The organism is Nocardioides humi (assembly GCF_006494775.1).
In the GTDB taxonomy this organism is placed as follows: Bacteria; Actinomycetota; Actinomycetes; order Propionibacteriales; family Nocardioidaceae; genus Nocardioides; species Nocardioides humi.
This window is the reverse complement of record NZ_CP041146.1, coordinates 2,844,923-2,867,872: the sequence shown is the minus strand read 5'-3', so window position 1 is coordinate 2,867,872 and position 22,950 is coordinate 2,844,923. Positions and strand designations below refer to the sequence as shown.

The 22,950-nt window shown below is 72.9% G+C and carries 21 protein-coding genes and 2 pseudogenes; 11 read left to right on the top strand and 12 right to left on the bottom strand.

The window, feature by feature from the left end; genetic code table 11:
- Positions 1 to 12 precede the first annotated feature (12 nt).
- The 3 genes from FIV44_RS13985 to FIV44_RS13975 all read left to right on the top strand — a co-directional run bounded on the left by FIV44_RS13985 (position 13) and on the right by FIV44_RS13975 (position 4,125).
- On the top strand, positions 13 to 1,173 hold the full coding sequence (locus FIV44_RS13985) for a hypothetical protein (RefSeq protein ID WP_141004971.1): 1,161 nt from the start codon (positions 13 to 15) through the stop codon (positions 1,171 to 1,173).
- 18 nt (positions 1,174 to 1,191) lie between these two features.
- Positions 1,192 to 3,150 (top strand): M3 family metallopeptidase, encoded by a 1,959-nt coding sequence (locus FIV44_RS13980; RefSeq protein ID WP_141004970.1) that lies wholly within the window; start codon positions 1,192 to 1,194, stop codon positions 3,148 to 3,150.
- 135 nt (positions 3,151 to 3,285) lie between these two features.
- Positions 3,286 to 4,125 carry a PadR family transcriptional regulator gene (locus FIV44_RS13975; RefSeq protein WP_141004969.1) on the top strand — a complete coding sequence of 280 codons (840 nt, stop codon included), beginning with the start codon at positions 3,286 to 3,288 and terminating at the stop codon, positions 4,123 to 4,125.
- Positions 4,126 to 4,339: 214 nt separating this feature from the next.
- Here the strand turns inward: FIV44_RS13975 and FIV44_RS33200 are convergent, their stop codons facing one another.
- The 3 genes and pseudogenes from FIV44_RS33200 to FIV44_RS13965 all read right to left on the bottom strand — a co-directional run bounded on the left by FIV44_RS33200 (position 4,340) and on the right by FIV44_RS13965 (position 7,208).
- On the bottom strand, positions 4,340 to 5,224 hold the full coding sequence (locus tag FIV44_RS33200) for an aminotransferase class III-fold pyridoxal phosphate-dependent enzyme (protein ID WP_281285847.1): 885 nt from the start codon (positions 5,222 to 5,224) through the stop codon (positions 4,340 to 4,342).
- Positions 5,225 to 5,262: 38 nt separating this feature from the next.
- Positions 5,263 to 5,709: pseudogene (locus FIV44_RS33195) on the bottom strand (aminotransferase class III-fold pyridoxal phosphate-dependent enzyme); the annotation flags it as partial.
- 5 nt (positions 5,710 to 5,714) lie between these two features.
- Positions 5,715 to 7,208 (bottom strand): CoA-acylating methylmalonate-semialdehyde dehydrogenase, encoded by a 1,494-nt coding sequence (locus FIV44_RS13965; protein ID WP_141004968.1) that lies wholly within the window; start codon positions 7,206 to 7,208, stop codon positions 5,715 to 5,717.
- Between the two features lie 93 nt (positions 7,209 to 7,301).
- On the opposite strand from FIV44_RS13965, the gene FIV44_RS13960 reads away from it, so the two are divergent.
- Entirely contained in the window at positions 7,302 to 8,921 is a 1,620-nt protein-coding gene (locus FIV44_RS13960) for a PucR family transcriptional regulator (RefSeq protein ID WP_141004967.1), read from the top strand.
- Here the strand turns inward: FIV44_RS13960 and FIV44_RS30515 are convergent.
- A complete protein-coding gene (locus tag FIV44_RS30515) occupies positions 8,903 to 10,480 on the bottom strand; it encodes a SigE family RNA polymerase sigma factor (RefSeq protein ID WP_181411170.1) in 1,578 nt (525 codons plus the stop codon). The genes FIV44_RS13960 and FIV44_RS30515 overlap by 19 nt on opposite strands.
- 116 nt (positions 10,481 to 10,596) lie before the next feature.
- Here FIV44_RS30515 and FIV44_RS30510 point away from each other — a divergent pair, with 116 nt between their 5' ends.
- Positions 10,597 to 11,922 carry a hypothetical protein gene (locus tag FIV44_RS30510; RefSeq protein ID WP_181411169.1) on the top strand — a complete coding sequence of 442 codons (1,326 nt, stop codon included), beginning with the start codon at positions 10,597 to 10,599 and terminating at the stop codon, positions 11,920 to 11,922.
- On the opposite strand, the gene FIV44_RS13945 is transcribed toward FIV44_RS30510, so the two are convergent.
- From FIV44_RS13945 to FIV44_RS30505, 5 genes and pseudogenes are all read right to left on the bottom strand, one after another.
- Complete coding sequence (locus FIV44_RS13945) at positions 11,831 to 13,003, bottom strand: serine/threonine-protein kinase (RefSeq protein ID WP_141004966.1); 1,173 nt, start codon at positions 13,001 to 13,003, stop codon at positions 11,831 to 11,833. The genes FIV44_RS30510 and FIV44_RS13945 overlap by 92 nt on opposite strands.
- Positions 13,004 to 13,013: 10 nt before the next feature.
- Complete coding sequence (locus FIV44_RS32185; protein ID WP_246086951.1) at positions 13,014 to 13,292, bottom strand: GNAT family N-acetyltransferase; 279 nt, start codon at positions 13,290 to 13,292, stop codon at positions 13,014 to 13,016.
- A 374-nt stretch (positions 13,293 to 13,666) separates the two neighbouring features.
- A pseudogene (locus tag FIV44_RS33575) lies at positions 13,667 to 13,945 on the bottom strand (GNAT family N-acetyltransferase); the annotation flags it as partial.
- Positions 13,946 to 14,007: 62 nt separating this feature from the next.
- Positions 14,008 to 14,562, bottom strand: a complete 555-nt coding sequence (locus tag FIV44_RS13935; protein ID WP_141004965.1) for a YceI family protein — start codon at positions 14,560 to 14,562, stop codon at positions 14,008 to 14,010.
- A 175-nt stretch (positions 14,563 to 14,737) separates the two neighbouring features.
- On the bottom strand, positions 14,738 to 14,875 hold the full coding sequence (locus FIV44_RS30505; RefSeq protein WP_181411168.1) for a hypothetical protein: 138 nt from the start codon (positions 14,873 to 14,875) through the stop codon (positions 14,738 to 14,740).
- Positions 14,876 to 15,107: 232 nt separating this feature from the next.
- On the opposite strand from FIV44_RS30505, the gene FIV44_RS13930 reads away from it, so the two are divergent.
- Positions 15,108 to 15,371, top strand: a complete 264-nt coding sequence (locus FIV44_RS13930; RefSeq protein ID WP_141004964.1) for a hypothetical protein — start codon at positions 15,108 to 15,110, stop codon at positions 15,369 to 15,371.
- Between the two features lie 66 nt (positions 15,372 to 15,437).
- A complete protein-coding gene (gene glmS / locus FIV44_RS13925) occupies positions 15,438 to 17,276 on the top strand; it encodes a glutamine--fructose-6-phosphate transaminase (isomerizing) (RefSeq protein WP_141004963.1) in 1,839 nt (612 codons plus the stop codon).
- 66 nt (positions 17,277 to 17,342) lie between these two features.
- Here the strand turns inward: glmS and FIV44_RS13920 are convergent, their stop codons facing one another.
- Positions 17,343 to 18,740 (bottom strand): fibronectin type III domain-containing protein, encoded by a 1,398-nt coding sequence (locus tag FIV44_RS13920; protein WP_141004962.1) that lies wholly within the window; start codon positions 18,738 to 18,740, stop codon positions 17,343 to 17,345.
- A 328-nt stretch (positions 18,741 to 19,068) separates the two neighbouring features.
- Here FIV44_RS13920 and FIV44_RS13915 point away from each other — a divergent pair, with 328 nt between their 5' ends.
- Genes FIV44_RS13915 through FIV44_RS13910 form a run of 3 tightly spaced genes read left to right on the top strand, consistent with a single transcriptional unit; the run spans position 19,069 to position 21,352 of the window.
- The gene (locus FIV44_RS13915) at positions 19,069 to 20,241 is read left to right on the top strand and encodes a DEAD/DEAH box helicase (RefSeq protein ID WP_246086950.1); all 1,173 of its coding nucleotides are present in this window, start codon (positions 19,069 to 19,071) and stop codon (positions 20,239 to 20,241) included.
- Complete coding sequence (locus FIV44_RS32175; RefSeq protein ID WP_246086949.1) at positions 20,199 to 20,786, top strand: DbpA RNA binding domain-containing protein; 588 nt, start codon at positions 20,199 to 20,201, stop codon at positions 20,784 to 20,786. Before FIV44_RS13915 ends, FIV44_RS32175 begins: the two co-directional genes overlap by 43 nt.
- Positions 20,783 to 21,352, top strand: coding sequence for an aggregation-promoting factor C-terminal-like domain-containing protein (locus FIV44_RS13910; RefSeq protein ID WP_141004961.1), 570 nt, complete (start codon positions 20,783 to 20,785; stop codon positions 21,350 to 21,352). The genes FIV44_RS32175 and FIV44_RS13910 overlap by 4 nt, the downstream gene beginning before the upstream one ends.
- A 171-nt stretch (positions 21,353 to 21,523) precedes the next feature.
- On the opposite strand, the gene FIV44_RS33190 is transcribed toward FIV44_RS13910, so the two are convergent.
- Positions 21,524 to 21,808, bottom strand: coding sequence for an FAD-dependent oxidoreductase (locus FIV44_RS33190; protein WP_281285865.1), 285 nt, complete (start codon positions 21,806 to 21,808; stop codon positions 21,524 to 21,526).
- 8 nt (positions 21,809 to 21,816) lie between these two features.
- Positions 21,817 to 22,458 (bottom strand): NAD(P)/FAD-dependent oxidoreductase, encoded by a 642-nt coding sequence (locus FIV44_RS13900; RefSeq protein ID WP_181411167.1) that lies wholly within the window; start codon positions 22,456 to 22,458, stop codon positions 21,817 to 21,819.
- Positions 22,459 to 22,485: 27 nt separating this feature from the next.
- Between FIV44_RS13900 and FIV44_RS13895 the strand changes: the two genes are divergently transcribed.
- On the top strand, positions 22,486 to 22,926 hold the full coding sequence (locus FIV44_RS13895) for a helix-turn-helix domain-containing protein (protein ID WP_141004958.1): 441 nt from the start codon (positions 22,486 to 22,488) through the stop codon (positions 22,924 to 22,926).
- Positions 22,927 to 22,950: the final 24 nt, after the last annotated feature.

The following is a 22,950-nucleotide window of genomic DNA, read 5'->3' as shown; positions in this document are numbered from 1 at the left end:
AGGTAGAGGGACATGCGCGCCCGGATCCTCACCTCGTTGCTGACCGTGGCCGGCCTGGCCCTCGCCGGATCGCTGGCCGCGGCTCCGCCGGCCCAGGCCGACGGCAAGGTGATCGCGGTGTCCGGCAGCCTGACCAACCGCCCGTCCGGTCTGCCGCCCGGCGGCACTCCGGCGGCCCGGCAGCTGGGCAGCGCGTCCGTGCGTGTCGTGCGCGACCAGGACCTGACCACCGCGACCGTCGCGCTCAAGGCCGCGCCGACGTCCGCGCAGAACGCGTACCTCCGGCTGACGATCGGTGAGTACGACAGCGCCGGCAAGTGCGAGGGCCTGATCGAGTACCACACCCAGACCTATCCCGCGCCGAGCGCGGGCTGGAGCAGGTCCGGCGCGACGTACACGCTCTCCAGCACCAGCGAGTGGCTGCTCGACGACTACGACTGCGCCTTCGCTGCGGTCGCCAGCGACCTCACCAGCAGCCCCACGACCTACGACCTGCTCGGCGGCACCCTCCACCCCGAGTACGCCCAGCCCGCGCTCCAGGTGACGTCGGTCGCCCTCCTCGGCAAGCCGAAGCTCAAGCTGGTCCCGGGCGTGTGGACGAAGGTCGACGTCGAGGTCAGGAACACCGGCGCCGGGATCGCGAAGAACCTCACGGTGAGCGGCTCGGGCAAGGGCGTCAAGGTGCGGCCCGGATCGCTTTCCTACGACCTCTATCCCAACTCCACCGGTACCGTGAAGGTCCAGGTCAAGCTCAAGAAGAGGGCCAAGGGCAAGCTGAACCTCGTCGTCTCCAGCGGCGCGGCCGCGGCGTCGACGACGGTGAAGGTGAAGCCGGCCAAGGCGCCGCCGGCGCTGCGCGCGGGCACGTACCGCAGCAAGGACAAGAGCGTCACCTTCCGGGTCAAGCGCGGCAAGGTGGTCGGCTTCCGGGTCCGGACCCAGACGACCTGCGGCGGGTACCCGGACTTCCCGACGTACACGATGAACTGGTACGACATGCCGACGTTCAAGCTGCCGAAGTCCGGCGTCATCGACGTCACCGACAAGGGCGACCTCTACACCGCCACCCTGGAGGGACGCGCCTCCGGCAAGAAGGTCAAGGCGACCTTCCGCTACAGCGGGCCGGACCGGTGCCGGGCGACCGAGGCGTTCGTGGCGAAGCGGGCCGGCTGAGTCCCTAGGCTTTGCGGCATGACGCCCGAGCCGCTGGCCCTGCCGACCTCGTACGACGACTGGCCGGCCTGGTTCCGGGCGCGGACCGAGGACGAGCTGGCGCGGGCGGCCGAGCTCGTCGACGCCCTGCGGGAGGCGCCGCCCTCCGATCCGCGCGAGGTGCTGCGCCAGTGGGACCGGGCCGCCGGCCACCTGGGCAACGCCGCCGCGGTGGGCTCCCTCTTCGGCAACGTGCACCCGTCGGCCGAGGTCCGCGACCTGGCCGACGCCGCCGAGCAGGAGGCGCAGCGGATCGGGACGGCGTGGGGGCTGGACCGCGCGCTGTACGACGTGTTCGCGGCCATCGACGACGCGCAGGTCGCCGACGATCCCGAGGCGGCGCGCCTGCTGGCCAAGGTGCGCGACGACTTCCGCCGCTCCGGCGTCGACAAGGACGAGGCGACCCGCGAGCGGATCGCGGCCGTCCGGGAGCGGATCACCGAGCTCGACCAGGAGTTCGGCCGGGTGATCCGCGACGACGTCCGCACCATCCGGGTCACGCCCGAACAGCTCGCCGGCATGCCCGAGGACTGGCTGGCCGCCCACCCGGCCGACGACGAGGGCATGGTCACCGTCACGACCGACTACCCCGACTCGATGCCGGTGCGGATGTTCGTCCGCGATCAGGAGGTCCGCCGCGCGATCACCGTCGCCTTCCTCGACCGGGGCTGGCCGGCGACCGAGCCGCTGCTCACCGAGCTGTTCGCGCTCCGGCACGAGCTGGCCACGACCGTCGGGTACGCCGACTGGCCGTCGTACGACGCCGACGTGAAGATGATCGGCGACGGGCCGGCCATCCCCGCGTTCATCGACAAGATCGTCGCGGCCGCCGAGGGGCCGATGCGCCGCGACCTCGCCCAGCTGCTCGAGCGCTATCGCCGCGACCACCCCGACGCCGTCGAGGTGCCGGGCTACGACTACAACCACTACGCCGAGCTGGTCCGTGCCGAGCGGTACGACGTCGACTCCCAGCGGGTGCGCACCTACTTCGACTTCGGCAAGGTCCGCGCCGGACTGCTCGAGGTGACCGGACGGCTGTTCGGCCTGCGCTACACGCCGGTCGACGTACCCGCGTGGCACGAGGACGTCACGACGTACGACGTCTTCCGCGACGGCGAGCCGGAGCGGATCGGGCGGATCCACCTCGACCTGCACCCGCGCGAGGGCAAGTACAAGCACGCCGCGCAGTTCACCCTCGCCGCCGGGGTTGCCGGCGAGCAGCTGCCGGAGGGCGTGCTGGTCTGCAACTTCTCCCGTGGCCTGATGGAGCACGACCACGTCGTCACGCTGTTCCACGAGTTCGGCCACCTGCTGCACCACGTGCTCGGCGGGCAGGGTGCGTGGCACCGCTTCGCGGGCGTCGCCACCGAGTGGGACTTCGTCGAGGCGCCGAGCCAGATGCTCGAGGAGTGGGCCTGGCACGCCGACGTGCTCCGCACCTTCGCCACCGACGCCGCCGGCGAGCCGATCCCGGCCGAGCTGGTCGCCGCGATGCGCGATGCAGCCGCTTCCGGCAAGGGCATCTACGCCCGGACCCAGATGTTCTACGCCGCGATGTCGTACTGGTTCCACGCCGACCGGGTCCACGGCGACGACGCCCCGGACCTCACCGACCGGATGGTCGAGCTGCAGGCGAGGTACGCCGCCCTGCCGTACCTGCCCGGCACCCACATGTTCGCGAGCTTCGGCCACCTCGGCGGCTACAGCTCGGGCTACTACACCTACATGTGGTCGCTGGTGATCGCGAAGGACATGTTCAGCGCCTTCGATCCGGACGACACCGGGGACCTGTTCGCCGCGGCCGCCGTCGACACGGCGCACCGCTACCGCGACGCCGTCCTCGTCCCCGGCGGCTCGCGCGACGCCGCCGACCTGGTCGCCGACTTCCTCGGCCGGCCGTTCTCCTTCGACGCGTACGCCGCCTGGCTGGCGCGCTGATCCGGCGCGGCCTTGCGCGGTGGCGAAGGTCGGCGTACAGTTGCGATATATCGCGATACGAACACGAACTGTTCCGCGATATCTCGAACTCAGACCGGGGCCCACGAGGCCCCCGACACCGAAGGAGGTCCCGACATGGGACGCCACAACGAGAACTTCCGTCAGTACGACGACCGCGACCCCTGGGGTCGCTCCGAGCCCCGCGGCTTCCAGCGCCGCAACCGCGGCTACGGCCCCGGACCCTGGGGCGCCTGGGGTGGCTGGGGCGAGTGGAATGAGCCCGGCCGCGGCCGGGGACGCCACGGCGGCGCCGGCTTCGGCCCCGGCGGCCCCGGTGGCCCGGGCATGCCGCCGCCGTGGCTGGCCGGCCTGTTCGGCATGGGCCGGCCCGAGCCGGGCCGCGGCCCGCGGGTCCGGCGCGGCGACGTCCGCTCCGCCATCCTCGACGTGCTCCGCGACGCCAACCAGCGCGAGGAGTCGCCGAACGGCTACCAGGTGATCCAGGCGATCACCGACCGCAGCGGCGGCGTGTGGAAGCCGAGCCCCGGCTCGGTCTACCCGACCGTCCAGCAGCTCCAGGACGAGGAGCTCGTCGAGATCGACGAGGCCCGCGGCCGCCGCGCCATGCGGCTCACCGCCAAGGGCGCGACCTGGTGCGAGGAGCACGCCGACGAGCTCGCTGCCGTCTGGGTGCCCTTCGACCGGAACCGGGAGCGGGCGCAGGGCGGCGCGGTCGACCAGGGCCACGCCGACATCAAGGCCGAGATCGGTCAGGTCATGAGCGCGGTGTGGCAGATCGTCACCGCCGGCTCCGACGCCCAGCGGCAGGCCGCCGTCGGCGTCCTCGTCGATGCCCGCCGCAGCCTGTACGGCATCCTCGCCGACGGCCCGCAGCAGGTGACCGACGACGCCGACGTGGACACGGACACGGACGACGCCGGCGCCGCCGACAACACCGGCGACGACGAAAGCTGATCCACCCGGATCGGTGGTTGGCTCGGCGCGGTCGGCCCTCAGGCGCTCCGGTGGGCCGGCGCCCGGCGTTGTAACACGTAGTTCGCTGCTCTAGCAGCCCCATGCCTGCGGTAGCAGCCCGTCCCAGGGGTGGTTTCGCGAGGTCGTGCGGCTGCTAGGCAAGCGGACTACGTGTTACAGCAGGCGCGCCCCCGGTAGGCAGGCGAACCACGTGTTACAGCGAGGCTCCCCCCGTGTAGTACTCGTCCGCCACGTCCAGCGCCGCGTCGAGGATCGCGAGCCCCTCGAGGAGCTCGTCCCGCGACGTGGTGCAGGGCGGGGCCACGTGGGTGCGGTTGAAGTGGACGAAGGGCCACAGGCCGCGCTCCTTGCAGGCGGCGGCGAAGCGGGTCATCGGCTCGGCGTCGGCGCCGGCGGCGTTGAAGGGCACGAGCGGCTCGCGGGTCGCCCGGTCCCGGACCAGCTCGACCGCCCAGAACACCCCGAGGCCGCGTACGTCGCCGACCGAGGGGTGCCTCTCCGCCAGCTCCGCGAGGCCCGGACCGATCACCTCGGCGCCCATCGTCCGCACGTGGTCGAGCACACCGTCCGCCATCACCCCGATCGAGGCGACCGCGGCCGCACAGGCCAGCGGGTGACCGGAGTAGGTGAGGCCGCCGGGGTAGGCCCGCTCGCGGAAGGTGTCGAAGACCGGCTCGGAGATCAGCACGCCACCCAACGGCACGTAACCGGAGTTGACGCCCTTCGCGAAAGTGATCAGGTCCGGCGTCACGCCCCAGCGGTCGACGGCGAACCACTCGCCGCACCGGCCGAAGCCCGCCATCACCTCGTCGGCGACGAGCAGGATGCCGTGCCGGTCGCACAATTCCCGTACGCCGGCCAGGTAGCCCGGCGGCGGCACCAGGACGCCGTTCGTCCCGACCACGGTCTCCAGCACGATCGCCGCGATCGTCGACGGTCCCTCGACCATGATCGTGTCGGCCAGGTGCTGCAGCGCCCGCGCGCCCTCCTCCGCCTCGGAGGTGGCGTGGAAGGCCGAGCGGTACGGGTAGGGCCCCAGAAGTGCACCGCGCCGGGGATCGACGGCTCCGACGCCCACCGCCGCGGGTCGCCGGTCAGCGCGATCGACCCCGCCGTCGCGCCGTGATAGCTGCGGTACGTCGACAGCACCTTGTGCCGCCCGGTGTGCAGCCGCGCCATCCGCACGGCGTTCTCGTTGGCCTCCGCGCCGCCGTTGGTGAAGAACACGTGGTCCAGCGAGCCCGGCGCGCGCTCGGCGATGAGCCGCGCGGCCTCTCCCCGCACGTCGTTGGCGAAGGCGGGCTGCACCATGCACAGCCGCTCCGCCTGCTCCTGGATCGCGGCGACCAGCGCCGGGTGCTGGTAGCCGAGGTTGAGGTTGACCAGCTGGGAGGAGAAGTCGAGATAGCGCTTGCCGTCGTAGTCCCAGAACCACGAGCCCTCGCCGCCGGCGATGGGCAGCGGGCTGATCCGGTCCTGCGCGGACCAGGAGTGGAAGACGTGCGCGCGGTCGTCGGCGATCACCGCCTCCACGCCGCGCGTCCCGGTGGTCTCCGTGCTCATCGCGCTCACCGGTTCCGAGGGAAGCCGAGGTCGACCTTCGAGGTCGCCGGATCGGGCCACCGGGAGGTGATCACCTTGGCCCGGGTGAAGAACTCGATCCCCTCGGCGCCGTACATGTGGTGCGAGCCGAACAGCGACGACTTCCACCCGCCGAACGAGTAGTGCGCCACCGGCACCGGGATCGGGACGTTGACGCCGACCATGCCGACCTCGATGTCGCGCTCGAACTGCCGCGCGGCGCCACCGTCGCGGGTGAACAGCGCGACGCCGTTGGCGAACGGGTTGCGGTTCACCAGCGCGATCGCCTCGTCGAAGGTCTCCACGCGCACGACCGACAGCACCGGGCCGAAGATCTCGTCGCGGTAGACCGACATCTCCTCGCCGACGTGGTCGAGCAGCGAGGGGCCGAGGAAGAAGCCCGACTCCGGCAGCGTCGTACGCCGCCCGTCCAGCACCACGGTCGCGCCCGCGGCGCCGCCGGCGTCGACGTACCCGGCGACCCGGTCGCGGTGCGCCGCGGTGATGAGCGGCCCCATGCCGGTGCCGGCGGCGGTCCCGTCGCCGACGACGATGTCGTGGGCGCGCGACTCGATCTCCTTGACCAGCCGGTCGCCGACGTCGCCGACCGCGACCAGCACGGAGACGGCCATGCAGCGCTCGCCGGCCGAGCCGTACGCCGCCGAGACCGCCGCGTCGGCGGCCATCCCGAGGTCGGCGTCGGGCAGCACGATCATGTGGTTCTTCGCGCCGCCGAGGGCCTGGACCCGCTTGCCGGCGCCCGTGCCGGCCTCGTACACCGCCTGCGCGACGGGCGTCGAGCCGACGAAGCTGATCGCCGCGACGCCGTCGTGGGCGAGCAGCTCCTGCACGGTGCCGGCGTCGCCCTGGAGCACGGTGAAGACGCCGTCGGGCAGGCCCGCGCGCTTCCACAGCTCGGCGAGCAGCAGCGAGGGGGAGGGGTCGCGGTCGCTCGGCTTGAGGATGAACGCGTTGCCGGTCGCGATCGCGTTGGCGCACATCCACAGCGGCACCATCACCGGGAAGTTGAACGGCGTGATGCCGGCGACGACGCCGAGCGGCTCGCGGATCGAGCGGACGTCGACGCCGGTGCCGACCTCGGAGGAGAACGAGCCGCGCAGGTGCTCGGCGATGCCGACGGCGTAGTCGATGTTGTCGAGGCCGCGGGCCACCTCGCCGGCCGCGTCGTCGAGGACCTTGCCGTGCTCGGCGGTGATCGCCGCGGCCAGCTCGTCGGCGTGGCTGCGCACGAGCTCCCGGAAGGCGAAGAGCACCTGGGTCCGGGTCGCCAGCGAGGTACGCCGCCAGGCGGCCGCCGCCGCGGTCGCGGACGCCACCGCGCGGTCGACGAGCGCGGCGTCGGCGAGTCGGACCTGCCCGGTGACCTCGCCGGTGGCGGGGTTGAAGACGTCGCCGGTGCGGGCGCCCTCGACGTCCGTGCGGGCGCCGTCGAGCCAGTGGGGGATGGGGGTCGCGGTCATGGTCGCGACCGTAGGCAGCGCACCCGCCGACGACCAGTGCCAGACTGTCTCTGATTCCCGGATGGGATGGACAGCCTGTAAAGGAGCCGAGTCGTGCTGCCGACCCTCGCCGACGTGCTCGCGCTGCCCGAGCTCCAGCGCGGCGACCCGGTCGTGGTCGCCGGCCGCGACCACCTCGCGCGGCCGGTGCGCTGGGTGCACGTCAGCGAGCTCAGCGACATCGCCGACCTGCTCAGCGGCGACGAGCTCCTGCTCAACACCGGCATCGCGCTGCCGTCGTCGCCCCGCGCCCTGCGCCGGTACGTCGACGGGCTGGTCGGCGTCGGCGACGCCGGGATCGCCGGCCTGGCGATCGAGCTCGGCCGCCGCTACACCGACGCGCTCCCACCCGCATTGGTCGCGGCGGCCGAGGAGCAGGGCCTGCCACTGGTCGCCCTCCGCCGGGAGACCTCGTTCGTCGCGGTCACCCAGGCGGTGCACCGGATCGTCGTCAACGCCCATCTCGCCGAGCTGGAGGCCTCCGAGGAGGCGCACCGCGCGTTCACCCGGCTCACGCTCGGCCGGGCCCGGCCGCAGCAGGTGGTCGACCTGGTGGCCGAGATGGCGGACCGGCCGGTGGTGTTCGAGAACCTGGTCCACCACGTCATCGCCTACAACACCGCCGGGCGCGACCACGACGCCGTGATCGGCGACTGGGAGCGGCGCTCCCGCAGCAGCCGGCGCGCCGGCGCGGACGGCTGGCAGGCCGTCGACGTCGGTCCCGAGCCGGGCCGGTTCGGGCGGCTGGTGCTGCTCGCCGACAGCGCCGACAGCGCCGGCGGTGCCGACGGCGTCGACGGCGTCGACGGGGGCGCCACGCCTCGCCAGCGGATGCTGCTCGAGCGCGGCGCGACCGCGCTGGCGATGGGCCGGCTGATCGACCGCGACGCCCAGAGCCTCGAGCTGCAGGCGCACCGCACCCTGCTGACCGAGCTCGCCGCCGGGGTCGACGTACCGCATCTCGCCTCCCGGCTCACCTCCCTCGGCCTGCGCTGGAAGGGCCGCCACGTCACCGGCCTGGTGGTCCGCCTGCCCGGGGGCGATGCCGGCGAGCTGCGCGGCGTGGCCTCGGACCTGCTCGACGAGCTGCGGATCCGTCGTGCCAGCGGATCGGTCGGCCCCGTCGACGACGAGCGCGTGGTCGCCCTGGTCGCCCACGCACCCGGTGCCGGCGACGCCCTCGTCGACCGGCTGGTCCAGCGGCTCGCGCGGACCGGCGCCCGGCTCGTCGTCGGCGCCGGCTCCCCGGTCGAGGACGTCGACGGCGCGGGCGGCAGCATCCGTGAGGCGCTCGTCGTGGCGGACTCGACGGTCCCCACCGACCCGCCGCGCGCGGTCCGGCTCTACGACCTGAGGCTGCGCGGCCTGCTCCACCTGCTGCGGCACGACCCGCGCGTCCAGCAGTACGTCGAGCGCGAGCTCGGCACCCTCCTGGCCCATGACGCGCAGACCGGCGAGCAGCTGACCCGCACGCTGGCGGCCTACTGCCGCGCCGGCGGCAGCAAGGTGCGCGCCGCCGAGACCTGTCACATCTCCCGGCCGGCGCTGTACGCCCGGCTGCACCGGATCGGCCAGATCCTCGACATCGACCTGGCCGACCCGGAGAACGTGCTCGCGCTGCACGTCGCGCTGCTCGCCCGCGACGTGATGCGGGATCAGCCGACCATCAGGTAGTCCGCGACCAGGAGCAGCGGGCTCTCGTCGTCGAGTCCCGGCACGTCGCGGTCCTCGCAGTCGCCGCCGATGGAGCACCGGCGAAGCGCCCGCTCGCCGTCGGGCTGGCCGATCACGTGGCCGTCGGTGGTCCAGGTGCTGATCGGGCCGATGCCGGGCAGCGCGGTCCGCTCGTCGCTGTCGTAGGGCTCGACGTGCGCCTCGGGTCCGTCGGCCCCGTCCTCGACGACGAGCAGGCTGCGACCGTCGGGCGAGACCGTGACGGACTCCAGGCGCCGGCCGAGCGTGCGGATGACGGTGCCGCTCGCGCTGTCGATCACCTGCCAGGTGCCGGTGTCGTCGGCGGTGACCGTGATGCCGGTGCGGCTGGAGGCGACGCGGTAGGGCAGGTCGACGGTGTCGCCGGTGGCCCATTCGACGCGATGGGTCGTCCCCTGGTCCGTGCGCACGTAGACGTAGGCGCGCTCCAGCACCACGGGCTGGAGCACCGTGCGCCCGCCTTCGGGTGTGGATCCCGGCAGCGGCACGGTCGCCGTCCCGACCTCGCGGTCGTCGACGACGTCCCACACGTGGACGGTGCCCAGATCGGTGCCCGTCTCCAGCCACGCGACCCGGGTCCCGTTCGGGTCCCCGTCGATCGTGGGCGCCGACGCGGGGATCGACAGCTTCCGCTCGATGCCCTCGGGCCCGATCAGCGAGAAGTGCACCGCGCCGGAGTCGTCGACCTGCCGGGCCACGACGCCCATCGAGGTCTGCACCAGCGGCTGGGGGGGCCCGTCCAGCGTGACGGTGGTGGCGCCGATCGTCAGCTCTCGGCCGGTGGCCCAGGCGCCCCAGCCGGCGTACTCCTGGTAGACGTCGGTGGCCTCGCGCCCCGTGACCTGGGACTCGCGGCTGTCGTCGCCGAGCCCGCGGACCACGATGCCGCCGGCGGCGAGCAGGACGACGGCGGTGACGGCGGCGGCGACCGCCGCGACCCGGCGCCGGGTACGACGCGCGCGGCCCTGCGCCGCGATCGCGGGTGCGTCCGGGTGGGGGACGGACACGTCGACGTCGGCGTCGAGGAGCCGGCGCAGCCCGGCCAGCGCCGCGGACGTCTGGCTCTTCACCGTGCCGGCGCTGATGCCGAGCAGCTCGGCGGTGTCGTCGACGGACAGGTCGTCGTAGAAGCGCAGCACCACGACCGCCCGCTGCCGCGGCGGGAGCTGGGCGAGCACCGCCAGGAGGTCGATCCGGTCGCCGGTGGCCCCACGCGGGTCGTGGTCGGTGACCGGCTCGGGCAGCTCCGCGGTCGGCCGCTCCCCGTGGAACGAGCGGCGGCGGAACCAGCTCGTCGCCGTCGTCACCAGCGCCCGTCGCGCGTACCCGCGGGCCGCGCCGACGTCCCGGATCCCCGACCAGTTGCTGTACGTCTTCGCCAGGGCGGTCTGCACCAGGTCCTCCGCGAGGGCGTGGTCGCGGACCAGCAGCACGGCGGTGCGGTACAGGCTCGGCCAGGAGGCGTGGACCAGCTCGGCGAACTGCTCGTCCGTCGGGCCCCGAGATGTCAGCAGCGGCATGGTGGCCATCCTCCTCGTGTGCGGTCGCCGGTAGATGTCTCCGGGTGGGTGCACAGGTGAGGACGCACGACGAGCCGGTCCGGTTGGGTCGCCGCGCGATCTCATAGGCTTCGGGCGTGAGTCCGCGACGCGCTCCCGTCCACCTGGTCTGGCTCGCCGGCGCCACCTGCCTGGCCTGGCTGGCCCTGACGACCGGGTACGGCGCGGCGGCGGCTGCGACCGGCGTCGACCTCGGCGGCGAGCCGCTGCCGGCGAAGGCGAGCACCGACGAGCCGAACCCGACCGACCTGGCGCCCGGCCTGTGGCGCTCGACCCTGTCGCCGTCGTACGCGCAGTACTTCAGCTACCAGCGCCGGATCAACGGCAGCCGGGTCCACATCGGCGTGCTCGGCGCGCCGCAGGGCGCCGGCGGCGACGGCATCCGGGTCCAGGCCGGCGTCGCCGTCGCGGATGCGAAGGACCTCCAGGGCTGCGGCGACGAGAACGACTCCGCCGAGAGCAGCGTGCCGCAGGCGGTGATCGGGACGCGGATCGTCGTCGGGAGCAAGGACGACGTCTGCCGGTCCGCCGCGACCGTGCAGATCAAGGTCGACCGCGGGTACGGCTCGGCCACGACCGACCTGCCCTATGTCATCAAGGTGGTCGAGGAGGCGCCGTCCTCCGGCGACGACGCCGCGGAGGCCGACGACGCGCCGTCGTACGACGTGCCGACGGCGGGCGAGCCGCGGGAGCTGGAGGGCGCGGCGTCCTTCGCCGACGCCCCCGAGCTCGACGCGCGGTCCGAGGCGGTGACGGTCGAGACGACGATCACCGAGGGCGCCGAACAGCTGTGGCGGCTCCCGCTGGCTTGGGGCGACCACCCGGTGGTCCGGGTCGACGTGCCCGCCGCGGAGGACGAGGAGACCTTCGCCTACAGCGGCCCGACCCTGACCCTGCACCTCGTCGACCCGCTGCGCGGCCGCCTGCGCTACACCGAGTCGGGCTCCGACGACTCCTCCACCGGCGACTACCGCGCGCCGAGCGAGGACCGCGACCCCACCGTGCTCGTCGCCTCCGGCTTCCCGGTCCGCCAGGTCAACGGCCGGCTCCCCGGCGACTACTGGGTCTCGCTCGCGGTCTCCCCGCTCCCGGAGAGCGCCGACCGCGACCCGGTCGACATCCCGGTGACGGTCACCGTCGCCGTCAGCACCGGCGCGGCCGCCGACGCGCCGTCGTACGACGGGGTGGTGGTCTCGCAGGACAAGAAGACCAGCCTGGAGGGCTACGCCCCGGAGCGGCCGTTCCTGGTCGGCGAGGGCACCTTCGCCGCGGTCGCGTCCGGCAGCCCCGTCGGCGGCGAGGACGGCTGGCTCACCGGCCGGCGGTGGGCCGGCCTCGGGCTCGGCGCCGCCAGCCTCGCGTGCCTGGGCGCCGGCCTGGTCCGGCTGCGCGCCCGCCGTTAGAGGAGCAGCAGGAGCAGCGCGACGACCAACCCGATCGTGCCGACGCCGAGGAGCGCGTAGGCGTCCTTGGGCGCGCGCCGCGCGGTCGGCGGACCGACCACCGTGACGGCGGCGGTCGGCGGTGGCGGCGGGGGAGGCGGCAGCACGGCGGTGCCGAGCTGCGCGGTCGGGGGCGGGTACGGCGCGGTCGGTCGGCTGGGCGTCGGCTCCCGCTCCGGGGCGGGGGCGGGGGCTCGGCGGGGTACTCGTCGACGACCTCGATCCCGTCGCCCAGCGCCGGGTCGTCCCAGCGGGCGACCAGCCCCTGGAGCGCCGGGTGGGCGCGCAGCTCCGCGGCGCTGGGGCGCCGGGCGGCGTCGTACGCCGTGGCGGCGGCGACCACGTCGAGGATCGCGTCGTGCTCGGCGACGCCGGTGCGCAGCGGCGCGACGTCGATCGGCGCCGGCTCGCCGTCGGCGGCCGGCCGGGTGCCGGTGAGCATCTCCAGCACGACGACGCCGAGCGCGTAGATGTCGGCGCTCGGGTCGGGGTCGGCGCCGCGGTACTGCTCGGGCGGGATGTAGCCCGGCGTGCCGATCACCATCGCGACATGGGTCAGCCGCGGCTCGTCGCTGGGGACGGCGATGCCGAAGTCGGTCAGTCGCAGGTGCGGCCGACCCCGGCCGGTCGGCTCGAGCAGCAGGTTGCCGGGCTTGATGTCGCGATGGACGATCCCGGCCGTGTGCACCGCCTCCAGCGCCTGCAGGGTCTGGTCGGTCAGCACGGCGATCCAGCGCGGCGGCAGCGTCCCGCCGTGGCGCCTCATCAGCCCCGACACCGAGCCGCCGCGGACGAGCGGCATGGTGAACAGCACGCGGTCGTCCACGCCCGCCCAGGACTGCGGCGTCACGACGTGGCTGTGGTCGATCCGCACCGACTGCTCCCGCACGAACCGCAGCAGCATCGCCGCGTCCGCCTGCCGGAGCATCTTGGCGGCCTTCAGCTCGCCCGCCGTGCGGTCGAGCACCCGCCACACGGTGCCCATGCCGCCCGCGGCGATCGGGTCGAGCAGCTCGTAGCGCCCCGCGAACACCTCGCCCATGCCCGCGACCCTATCCGTCAGTGGGGCCGGTCAGGGCGACGGCGCGGTGCAGCCAGGTGGAGTCGGGACGCATGCCGACCCTCTCGTAGAGCCCGAGGGCGCCGGTGCGGGAGTCCGTGGACAGGCTGGAGGACGTCGCGCCGCGCTCGCGGCCGGCGGCGAAGGCGGCGACGAGCAGCGCCTGCGCCAGCCCGCGGCCGCGCTGCTCCGGCACGACGGCCAGCCTCGACACGTAGGTCTCCGTGGCGTCGTTCGCGGTGCTGTTCCAGACGTGGGCGACGCCGACCACCCGGCCGTCGGGGCGGTGACGACCTGCAGGTGCCACGGCTCGAAGCCCGGCCGGCCCCACACCTGGGCGCCGAAGTCGGCGAGGGTGGCGCGCTCGCGCGCCGACCACTCCAGGAAGGCGTCCTCGGTGACCGTCCAGACCTGCTCGTGGTCCGCTGGCGTCGCCGGGCGCAGCACGTACGCCGGCGGCAGCGGCCGCTCCTCGATCCGCGCGCCCTCGGGCAGGCGCAGCACCCAGCTGGTCCAGCGCACGTGGTAGCCCAGCGCCGTCAGCAGCCGGTCGCCCGCCGAGCCCTCGACGACGGGCATCCCGAGCACCGCGATCCCGCGACGCCGGGCCAGGTCCTGGACCCAGTGCGCCAGCCAGGTGCCGATCCCGCGTCCGCGGTACGCCGGCAGCACCGCCGCGTCGTACCGCTCCTCCCCCAGGTGCTCGACGTACCCCACGATCCGGTCGCCGTCGAGGATCCCGACCGAGCTCGCCCCGAGGTCGTACGACGGCCGCTGCCAGTCCGCCAGCAGGTCGGCCTCCTCGATCTCGGCGCTCCCGGCGTCGTACCGCTCCTGCTCGGCGATGAGGTCGGCGACCGCCGCGGCGTCGGCGAGGGCGAGCGGGCGGGTGGCGAGGCCGGCAGGCAGGGAGAAGGCGGACACCCGGGTCAGTCTGGACGACTCACCCGGGTGCCGGCACGCGATGGACGCGGGAGCTGCGGGGATCAGGCGTTCTTGATCGCGGAGATGTCGAACTCGAGCTTGATCTTCTCGGAGACGAGGACGCCGCCGGTCTCGAGCGCGGCGTTCCAGGTCAGGCCCCAGTCCTTGCGGTTGACGGTGACGTCGCCCTCGAAGCCGACCCGGATGTTGCCGAACGGGTCCTTGGCCGAGCCGTTCTCCTCGAACTCGATGGTGACCGGCTTGGTCACGTCCTTGATGGTGAGGTCGCCGGTGATGGTCCAGTCGGTCCCGTCGCGGCTGACCTCGGTGGAGACGAACTTCCACTCCGGGAAGTTCGCGACGTCGAAGAAGTCGGCGGAGGTCAGGTGGCCGTCGCGGTCGGGGGCGCCGGTGCTCACGCTGGCCGGGTTGATGGTGAGGCTGACCGAGGAGGCCGCGGGGTCGGCGGTGTCGATGTGGGCCGTCGCGCTCCAGTCGGTGAACTGGCCGCGGACCTTGGTGACGACCGCGTGCCGAGCGACGAAGCCCAGGCGGCTGTGCGCGGTGTCGAGGGTGTAGTCGCCGCTGATGTCGGTGAGGGCTGCGCTTTCGGACATGTCTGCTCGCTCCTGGGAAGGTCGGTTTGGTTGAATCTTCAAAGACGACAACCAATGGTGACACGTCAACCATTCCGGGACAAGGCGTGACCTGGGTCACGGCGAACGAAAGTCCGGCGAACGACGGAAGCCGCCCCCCGGGATCGGGGGGCGGCTTCCGAAAGAGTCGCGTGCGTCAGGCAGCGTGCGAATGCGCGGCCGCGGGCTGGCCGACCTCGACCCAGACGGCCTCCATCCGGGTACGTCCGTCGGCGCCGGTCACGGGCAGCCAGCGCATCTCGAGATGCGTCGTGGTCATGTTCGTGTCGGTCATGGGTCACCTCCTGTTCACCTTGTGTTCACCAAGATAGCACGTCCCCCACTCGACGGGTCGGAATTGCGGGATTCTCCCGCTCTCCGCTCCACTCCGGCGTGGTGACAGGGCCCCACGGCGTACCTGCGCTCCACCTCCTGTGCGCGCCGCGTCCTACGGGACGAACGTCCCCGATCTGCCCGATTTCGGGCAGGAACTTGAGAAAGGCGCGCGATGGGTGCACGCTCACCCGGTGCACGTCGAACCGCGGCTCCTCCAGCACGTCCGGGACAGCACCGGCCTGGGCACCGCGGAGGCCGTCCGGCTGATCCAGGACGTCCTCGCCTTCCACGACGAGACGGTGGAGGCCTGGGTCCGGCGGCGGCATGGGGAGCTGAGGACGCAGGGCGCGCGGAACGACGCGATCTTCGCCCGGCTCCGCGTGGAGTTGCGGACCACCGTGGTCGCGGCGCCGGACCTGTCGGAGCGCCAACTCCGCCGGATCATCTACGGGTAGGTCGGCGCACTGGTACTAGTAGGCAGCGCCGGTAGGCAGCGAAGGCTGCGGAGAAGGAGACAGCACATGTGCGGCATCGTCGGCTACATCGGCACCCAGCAGGCGGCACCCCTGCTGGTGGAGGGGCTGACCCGCCTCGAGCACCGCGGCTACGACTCCGCCGGGCTCGCGGTCCTCGGGAGCAGCGGGCTCAGGGTGGCCAAGCAGGCCGGGCGGGTGCGGGACCTCGCCGACGGGCTGCCCAAGCGGTTCGGGGGGAAGATCGGGATCGGGCACACCCGCTGGGCGACCCACGGCCCCGCCAACGACGTCAACGCCCACCCGCACACCGACGCGGCCGCGCGGGTCGCCGTCGTCCACAACGGCATCATCGACAACGCCTCCGCGCTGCGCGCCGAGCTCGCCGACGACGGCGTCGTCCTCGTCTCCGACACCGACACCGAGGTGCTCGCCCACCTGGTCGCGCGCTCGTCCGCGAAGACCCTCGAGCAGCGCGTCGCCGAGGCGCTCGGCCGGGTGGAGGGCACGTACGGCATCGCGGTGGCCCACGCCGACTTCCCCGACCGGCTCGTGGTGGCCCGCAACGGCAGCCCGCTGATCGTCGGCGTCGGCGACCACGAGATGCACGTCGCCTCCGACCTGGCCGCGCTCGTGCGCTACACGACCACGGTCGCCCACCTCGACGACGGCGAGATGGCCACGGTCACGGCGGGCGGGTTCACGACGTACCGCTTGGACGCGACCGGTCTCTCGGCCACCGACCGCCGGGCCAGCCAGGTCGACGTCGACCCGGCGTCGTACGACGCCGGCGAGCACGACTCGTTCATGCACAAGGAGATCCTCGAGCAGCCCGCGCGCGCCGAGGCGGTGCTCCGCGGCCGGCTGGACGAGCGCTTCGGCACCGGCCACCTCGGCGGCCTCAACCTCGACGCCCGCGAACTGCGCGCGATCCGCCGGGTCAAGATCCTCGGCTGCGGATCGGCGTACTACGTGGGCCAGATGGGCGCCTCGCTGCTCGAGGAGCTGGCCCGGATCCCGGCCGACGCGGAGGCCGCGAGCGAGTTCCGCTACCGCAACCCGATCGTCGAGCCCGACACGCTGTACGTCGCGGTGAGCCAGTCCGGCGAGACCATCGACACCCTGCTGGCCGTGCAGGAGATCCAGCGCAAGGGCGGGCGGGTGATCGGCCTGGTCAACGTGGTCGGCTCCGCGATCGCGCGCCAGGTCGACGGCGGCATCTACCTCCACGCCGGGCCCGAGGTCGCGGTCGCCTCGACCAAGGCGCTGACCAATATGTACCTGGCGTTCGCGATGCTCGCGGTCCAGCTGGGCCGGGTCCGCGACCTGTCCATCGCCGACGGCAAGCGGCTCATCGCCGGCCTCACCCGGATCCCCGAGCAGATCGAGCAGGTGCTGGCCACCGAGGCCGAGCTCGCCGTCGTCGCGAAGCGGCTCGCCGAGGCCGAGAGCCTGTTCTTCATCGGCCGGGTCCGCGGCTTCCCGGTCGCCCGCGAGGGGGCGCAGAAGTTCAAGGAGGTCAGCTACCGGCACGCCGAGGCCTACCAGACCAGCGAGCTCAAGCACGGCCCGCTCGCGCTCATCTCCCCGGACGTGCCCACCGTCGCGATCGTCCCCGACGACGAGCTGGTCGAGCGCAATGTCGCCGCCCTCCACGAGATCGCCGCCCGCGGCGGCCCGCTCGTCGTCGTCACCCACGAGGGCGTCGCCCTCGGCGACCTCGACGGCACCCTGGCCGGCCGGATCGACGTACCCCGCAACGAGCGCGAGCTGGACCCGATCCTGATGACCGTCCCGCTCCAGGTGCTCGCCTACCACGCCGCCCAGGAGCTCGGCCACGACATCGACAAGCCCCGCAACCTCGCGAAGTCCGTCACCGTGGAGTGAGCGCGCCCCACGCGGATCTGTCGCGACACCGGGGGATTCGCGACGAATTCGCGTGGGGCACAGGGCTCACGGGATCTCGACGGTGACCCGGACGGGGGAGTGGTCGGAGAGCTGGCGGGTGCCGGGCCCGTTGGCGAACGGCTGCTCCATCCGCCAGCTCGTCACCCGCGCGCCCGGCGGGACGAAGACCCGGTCGACGTGCGCTCCCCAGCGCAGGGAGATCGGCCCGGGGTAGGTCCAGTTGTTGAACGAGTTGACGTACGGCAGGGAGGCGTACTGCTCGGCGACGTCGAAGGCGTCGTCGAAGCCGAAGAAGTTCAGGTGCTGTCGGGGGCCGTCGAGGGCCCGGTTGCGCTCGGAGTTGTAGTCGCCCGCCAGCACGATCGGGAGACCCGTCGTGCTCGGGTCGGCCTGGATCGCGCTCCAGAAGGCCGCCATCTGGTTGAGCCGGAGCTGGTCCGAGCCGGCGGCGGGCTGGATCAGGTGCACGCTGGCGAGGATCAGCTCCCGGTCGGTCGCGTTGTCCTTGACCCGGACCCAGCAGCCGCCGTGGGTGTCGGGCAGGAAGCGGTAGCCGTTCGCCGTCCCGGCGATCACGGTGAACTTGGCGTTGTTGATCAGCAGGCCCTGGTTCTTCGCGCCGGCGGGGAGGCCGGGCTGGTTGGGCGCTCCGTCGCCGACCTTGCACGCCATGTCGTAGTCGGGCATGGCGTCGAAGTCGTCGATCGCCTGGCCCGACTCCTGGGTGGCCACGGCGTCGGGAGCGATCTGGCCGATCCGCGCGATCGCGTCGGCCTTGCGCAGCGACCAGTCGTGGACGCCGGTGCAGACGGCGGTGCACATGTTCCAGGTCATCATGTTGACCTGCAGCGGTCCGCCGGCGGCGCGGGTCGTCGGGGTCGTGTACTTGCAGCCGGCCACGCCCCACGCGCCCGTGCCCTTCGGGCCGGACGGTCGTACCTGGAAGCAGTAGGTCTGGCTCGGATCGAGACCGCCGACCGGCACGCTCACCGTGCCGGTGCCGGTCGCGCCGACCGTGACGACCTTCTTCTTCTTGTGCTTCTGGATGTCCTTCTCGCCCGGAACGTAGGCCAGCTCGTACGACGTCGCGCCGGCGACCTCGTTCCAGCGGAAGTTGACCGCGACGGACGCGCCCTGGACCTGCTGCTGGTCGACCCACACCGGCTGCACCGGGTCGAGCCGCGGCGTCGTACGGCAGATCTGCTTGGACCACTTGCCCTTCCGCTTGCCGTTGAGCGCCCGCACCTTCACGCAGTAGTTCGCGCCCTGGGCCAGCCCGCCGATGACGTGGGAGGTCTTGCGGGTCTTGGTCTTCTTGGGCTTGCCGCCCGGGACCTTCCACTTCACCTTGTACGTCGTGGCGCGGGCCGCCCGCTTCCACTTGACCTTGAAGGAGGCGGTCGCGCCGGTGACGGTCGGCTTCTTGAGCTTGACGCCCTTCACCTTGGCCGGCTTGGGCGCGGCGCTCGCGGGCTCGGCGAGGCCGGCGACGAGGCCGGAGGTGCAGAGCAGGACGGCGATCGCCGCGACCAGCAGGTGCCGGAGCAGGAGCCGGGGCGGCGGGGGGTCGGGTCAGGCCTCATGAAGTTCTTTCTCGTCGTCCGGAGCTTGACGGGGTGCCGATGGTTGGAGCGGATGGCCACCCCGTGGCATTACGGACATCCCTATCAAAGTGCCAGCCCTACCAGACTGCGAGCGTCCGAACCTCCGTGACCCAGCGCACCGCGACGAGGATCACGCCCCGCACGCTTGACGGCACTACCCTTGACGGGTGAGCGACCAGGCAACCGACGCTGCGGACCAGCCCCCGACCTTCGCCGACCTCGGCCTCGGTGACCGCATTCTCAAGGCGCTCCGGGACATCGGCTACGAGTCGCCGTCCGCGATCCAGGCCGCGACCATCCCGCACCTGCTCGAGGGCCGCGACGTGATGGGCCTGGCCCAGACCGGCACCGGAAAGACCGCCGCCTTCGCGCTGCCCATCCTCGACCGGCTCGACCTGACCCAGAAGCCCCCCCAGGCGCTGGTCCTCGCGCCCACCCGCGAGCTCGCGCTCCAGGTGTGCGAGGCGTTCGAGAAGTACGCCGCCAACCTGCGCGGCGTCCACGTGCTCCCCGTCTACGGCGGCCAGGGGTACGGCGTCCAGCTCTCCGCGCTGCGCCGCGGCGTCCACATCGTCGTCGGCACCCCCGGCCGGATCATGGACCACCTGGAGAAGGGCACGCTCGACCTCACCGAGCTGCGCTTCCTGGTCCTCGACGAGGCCGACGAGATGCTCAACATGGGCTTCGCCGAGGACGTCGAGACGATCCTCGCCGACACCCCGGTCGACAAGCAGGTCGCGCTCTTCTCGGCCACCATGCCGAAGCAGATCCGCGCGCTGTCCCAGACCTACCTCAAGGACCCGGTCGAGATCTCGATCGAGCGCAAGACCCGCACCGCGGAGAACATCCGCCAGCGCTACCTCATGGTCAGCTACCCGCAGAAGGTGGACGCGCTGACCCGGATCCTCGAGGTCGAGAACTTCGAGGGCGCGATCGTCTTCGTGCGCACCAAGAACGAGACCGAGACCCTCGCCGAGAAGCTGCGCGCCCGCGGCTACAGCGCCGCCGCCATCAACGGCGACATCGTCCAGGCGCAGCGCGAGCGGACCGTCAACCAGCTCAAGGACGGCAAGCTCGACATCCTGGTCGCCACCGACGTCGCGGCCCGCGGGATCGACGTACCCCGGATCAGCCACGTCTTCAACTACGACATCCCCACCGACACCGAGGCCTACGTCCACCGGATCGGCCGCACCGGCCGTGCCGGCCGCAGCGGCGACGCGATCTCGTTCATCACCCCCGCGAGCGGTACCTGCTCAAGCACATCGAGAAGGCCACCCGCTCCACCCTCGAGCAGATGCAGCTCCCGAGTGTCGAGGCGATCAACGAGTCGCGGCTGAGCCGGTTCGACGACCAGATCACCGCGGCCCTGGAGTCGCCGGAGCTCGGGTTCTTCCGTGACGTCATCGGTCACTACATCCGTGAGTACGACGTGCCCGAGGCCGACGTGGCCGCCGCGCTCGCCATCGCGCTGCAGGGCGACACCCCGCTGCTGCTGGAGCCCGAGCCGGAGCCGGAGCGGCGTCCCCGCAAGGAGCGGTACGACGACCGGCCGGACCGCGGCGACCGGGGCGACCGGGGAGCCCGGGGCGCTCGGGACCGCGGGCCGCGGCAGGGCAACCTGACGGCGTACAAGATCCAGGTCGGCAAGCGGCACCGGGTCGAGCCGCGCCAGATCGTGGGCGCGCTGGCCAACGAGGGCGGCCTCGACCGCCGCGACTTCGGCAAGATCACCATCCGGTCCGACTACTCCATCGTCGAGCTGCCCGCCCGGCTCCCCGACGACGCGTGGGAGCGGCTCAAGCAGACCCGGATCAGCGGCAAGCTGATCGAGCTGCAGCGCGACTACGGCCCGCCCAAGAAGTCCCGCAAGCACGACGGATGACCGCCGTGCGGTGGGGGATCGCGGCCCTGGCCGCGCTGCTCTGCGCCGCGTGCGCCGAGTCCTCCGACCCGGTCGCCGAGCCGGCCGCGCCGCCGACGAGCGCCATCGCCGAGCCCACCGCGCCGGCCACGTCACCGGACGCGCCGCCGCCCTCCGGCGCACGCGCCGACGTACCGACCGTCGAGATCATGCGCCAGCTGGCACGGCGGGCCGAGCGGATCGCCAAGAAGCTCCCGCAGGTCCCGCTGCCGGCCGCCGTCGACCCCGGTTCGAACCGGGCGCTCGGCTACCGGGAGATGATCGAGTTCGGCTTCCCCGCCGACCAGTGGCCCTACCTCGACGCGCTGTGGCAGCGCGAGTCCGGCTGGAACCACCTCGCCGAGAACCCCCGCTCCGGCGCCTACGGCATCCCCCAGTCGCTGCCCGCCACCAAGATGGCCGTGGTCGGCGCCGACTGGCGGACCAACCCGGAGACCCAGATCCGGTGGGGGCTCGCCTACATCGCCGCGCGGTACGGCAACGCCCAGAAGGCCTGGGAGCACTCCGAGCGCACCGGCTGGTACTGAGCTCTTTGGGCCGAGCGTGTCGCCTGTCGAGGCGCACCGCGCGGGCGCTCGCTTCGCTCAGCCCGCGGGCACGCCTCGACGCGCTGCGCGCGGGCGACACGCTGCCGGCCGCGCGGTCGAGTTCGAGACACCCGAGGCCGCCTGGCGGCAAGACGACCGCTTGGCGGTGGCTCAGGCGATCCGGGCCAGCGCGGCGTCCTGCACGCACGCGGCGGCGGCGACCAGCCCGGCGGACGCGGCGACGAGGACCGCGGCCATCGGCATGGGGACGCCGGGGCCCTGGGCCATGTCACCGGCGGCGTAGACGCCGGGGACGTCGGTGCGGCCGAAGCCGTCGACGAGCACGGCGCCCAGCTCCGACATCTCCAGCCCGAGCTGCTCGGCGAACGGCGTCGCCTGCTGCCAGTCGGTCTTCACGATCATCCCGCCGAGCGCGAGCTCCTCGCCGCCGGCCAGGCGGACGATCAGCCGGTCCCCTCACGGCGTACGGCGGCGACCGGGGCGGTCACGACGGTGGCGCCGAGGCGGTCCAGGAGGGCGAGGGTCGCGTCGTCGAGGGTCTCGCCGTGGGTCAGCACGACACGGTCCGCGGAGAGCGGCTGGAGCATCGACGCCATGGCGCCCGCATGGGGGCCGGCGCCGAGGATGCCGATCGGGGTGCCGGCGTACTCGTGCCCGTGGCAGAACGGGCAGTGTGCGACCAGGTCGCCGAAGTTCTCGGCGATCCCGGGGATGCCAGGGAGCGTGTCGCGGACGCCGCTGGCGAGCAGCACCCGGCGGGCGCGCACGTCCACCTCGCCGGCGATCTCGAGGACGAACGCCCCCAGCTCGCCGGAGACCCGGGTGACCTCGGCCTCGAGGAACCGTACGTCGGCGTACGCCTCGGCGTCCTTGCGGGCGGCCACGCGCAGCTCGGCCGGCGGGGCGCCGTCGTGGCCGAGGAAGTTGTGCATGTGGCCGGTGGGGTCGTTGCGGTACCGGTCGGTGCCGAGGACGATCGTCGACTGGTGCATCCGGCCGAGGGTCTGGGCGGCCTGGAGGCCGGCGGATCCGGCGCCGATCACGGCGACGTCGTAGACGTGGTTCTCGCTGGTGGAGTTGATCATGGCTCCAGGGTGTGACTTCATGTTCACATGAAGTCAAGTACCCGGAGCATCCGGTGGTCCGTGGGCGAGCTCGCCGCACGGTTCGAGCTCGAGACCCACGTGCTGCGGCATTGGGAGGACAAGGGCCTGCTGCGCCCCGCGCGCGACTCGGCGGGGCGCCGGGTCTACGGCGAGGACGACGCGTACCGGGTCGCCGCGATCCTCGCCAGCAAGGCGTCGGGGATGAGCCTCGACCAGATCCGCACCCTCGTCGACGCCTCGGTCGACGGCCGCCGGGACGCGCTGCGCGCCCACCTCGACGAGCTCGACCGCCGGCAGGCCGAGCTCGAGCGGTCGCGCCACATGACCCAGCACGCCCTGGAGTGCCGGGCCCACGACATCACGACCTGCCCGGGCTTCCAGGCGCACGTCTCCGACATCGTCGACGGTACGACGCGCGGCATCCGGTTCCTCGCCGGACACGGGTGACGGGGGCGGCTGGTAGAACCTTCG

Bases quoted from the DNA above. Each gene is read 5' to 3' on its own strand.
- FIV44_RS13980 (WP_141004970.1), top strand. From the start codon at position 1,192: ATGACGCCCGAGCCGCTGGCCCTGCCGACCTCGTACGACGACTGGCCG.
- FIV44_RS13985 (WP_141004971.1), top strand. From the start codon at position 13: ATGCGCGCCCGGATCCTCACCTCGTTGCTGACCGTGGCCGGCCTGGCC.
- FIV44_RS13965 (WP_141004968.1), bottom strand. From the start codon at position 7,208: ATGACCGCGACCCCCATCCCCCACTGGCTCGACGGCGCCCGCACGGAC.
- glmS (WP_141004963.1), top strand. From the start codon at position 15,438: ATGTGCGGCATCGTCGGCTACATCGGCACCCAGCAGGCGGCACCCCTG.
- FIV44_RS13910 (WP_141004961.1), top strand. From the start codon at position 20,783: ATGACCGCCGTGCGGTGGGGGATCGCGGCCCTGGCCGCGCTGCTCTGC.
- FIV44_RS13900 (WP_181411167.1), bottom strand. From the start codon at position 22,458: ATGATCAACTCCACCAGCGAGAACCACGTCTACGACGTCGCCGTGATC.
- FIV44_RS13945 (WP_141004966.1), bottom strand. From the start codon at position 13,003: ATGGGCGAGGTGTTCGCGGGGCGCTACGAGCTGCTCGACCCGATCGCC.
- FIV44_RS13895 (WP_141004958.1), top strand. From the start codon at position 22,486: ATGAAGTCAAGTACCCGGAGCATCCGGTGGTCCGTGGGCGAGCTCGCC.
- FIV44_RS30505 (WP_181411168.1), bottom strand. From the start codon at position 14,875: ATGACCGACACGAACATGACCACGACGCATCTCGAGATGCGCTGGCTG.
- FIV44_RS13935 (WP_141004965.1), bottom strand. From the start codon at position 14,562: ATGTCCGAAAGCGCAGCCCTCACCGACATCAGCGGCGACTACACCCTC.
- FIV44_RS13975 (WP_141004969.1), top strand. From the start codon at position 3,286: ATGGGACGCCACAACGAGAACTTCCGTCAGTACGACGACCGCGACCCC.
- FIV44_RS30515 (WP_181411170.1), bottom strand. From the start codon at position 10,480: ATGCCGCTGCTGACATCTCGGGGCCCGACGGACGAGCAGTTCGCCGAG.
- FIV44_RS32175 (WP_246086949.1), top strand. From the start codon at position 20,199: ATGCAGCTCCCGAGTGTCGAGGCGATCAACGAGTCGCGGCTGAGCCGG.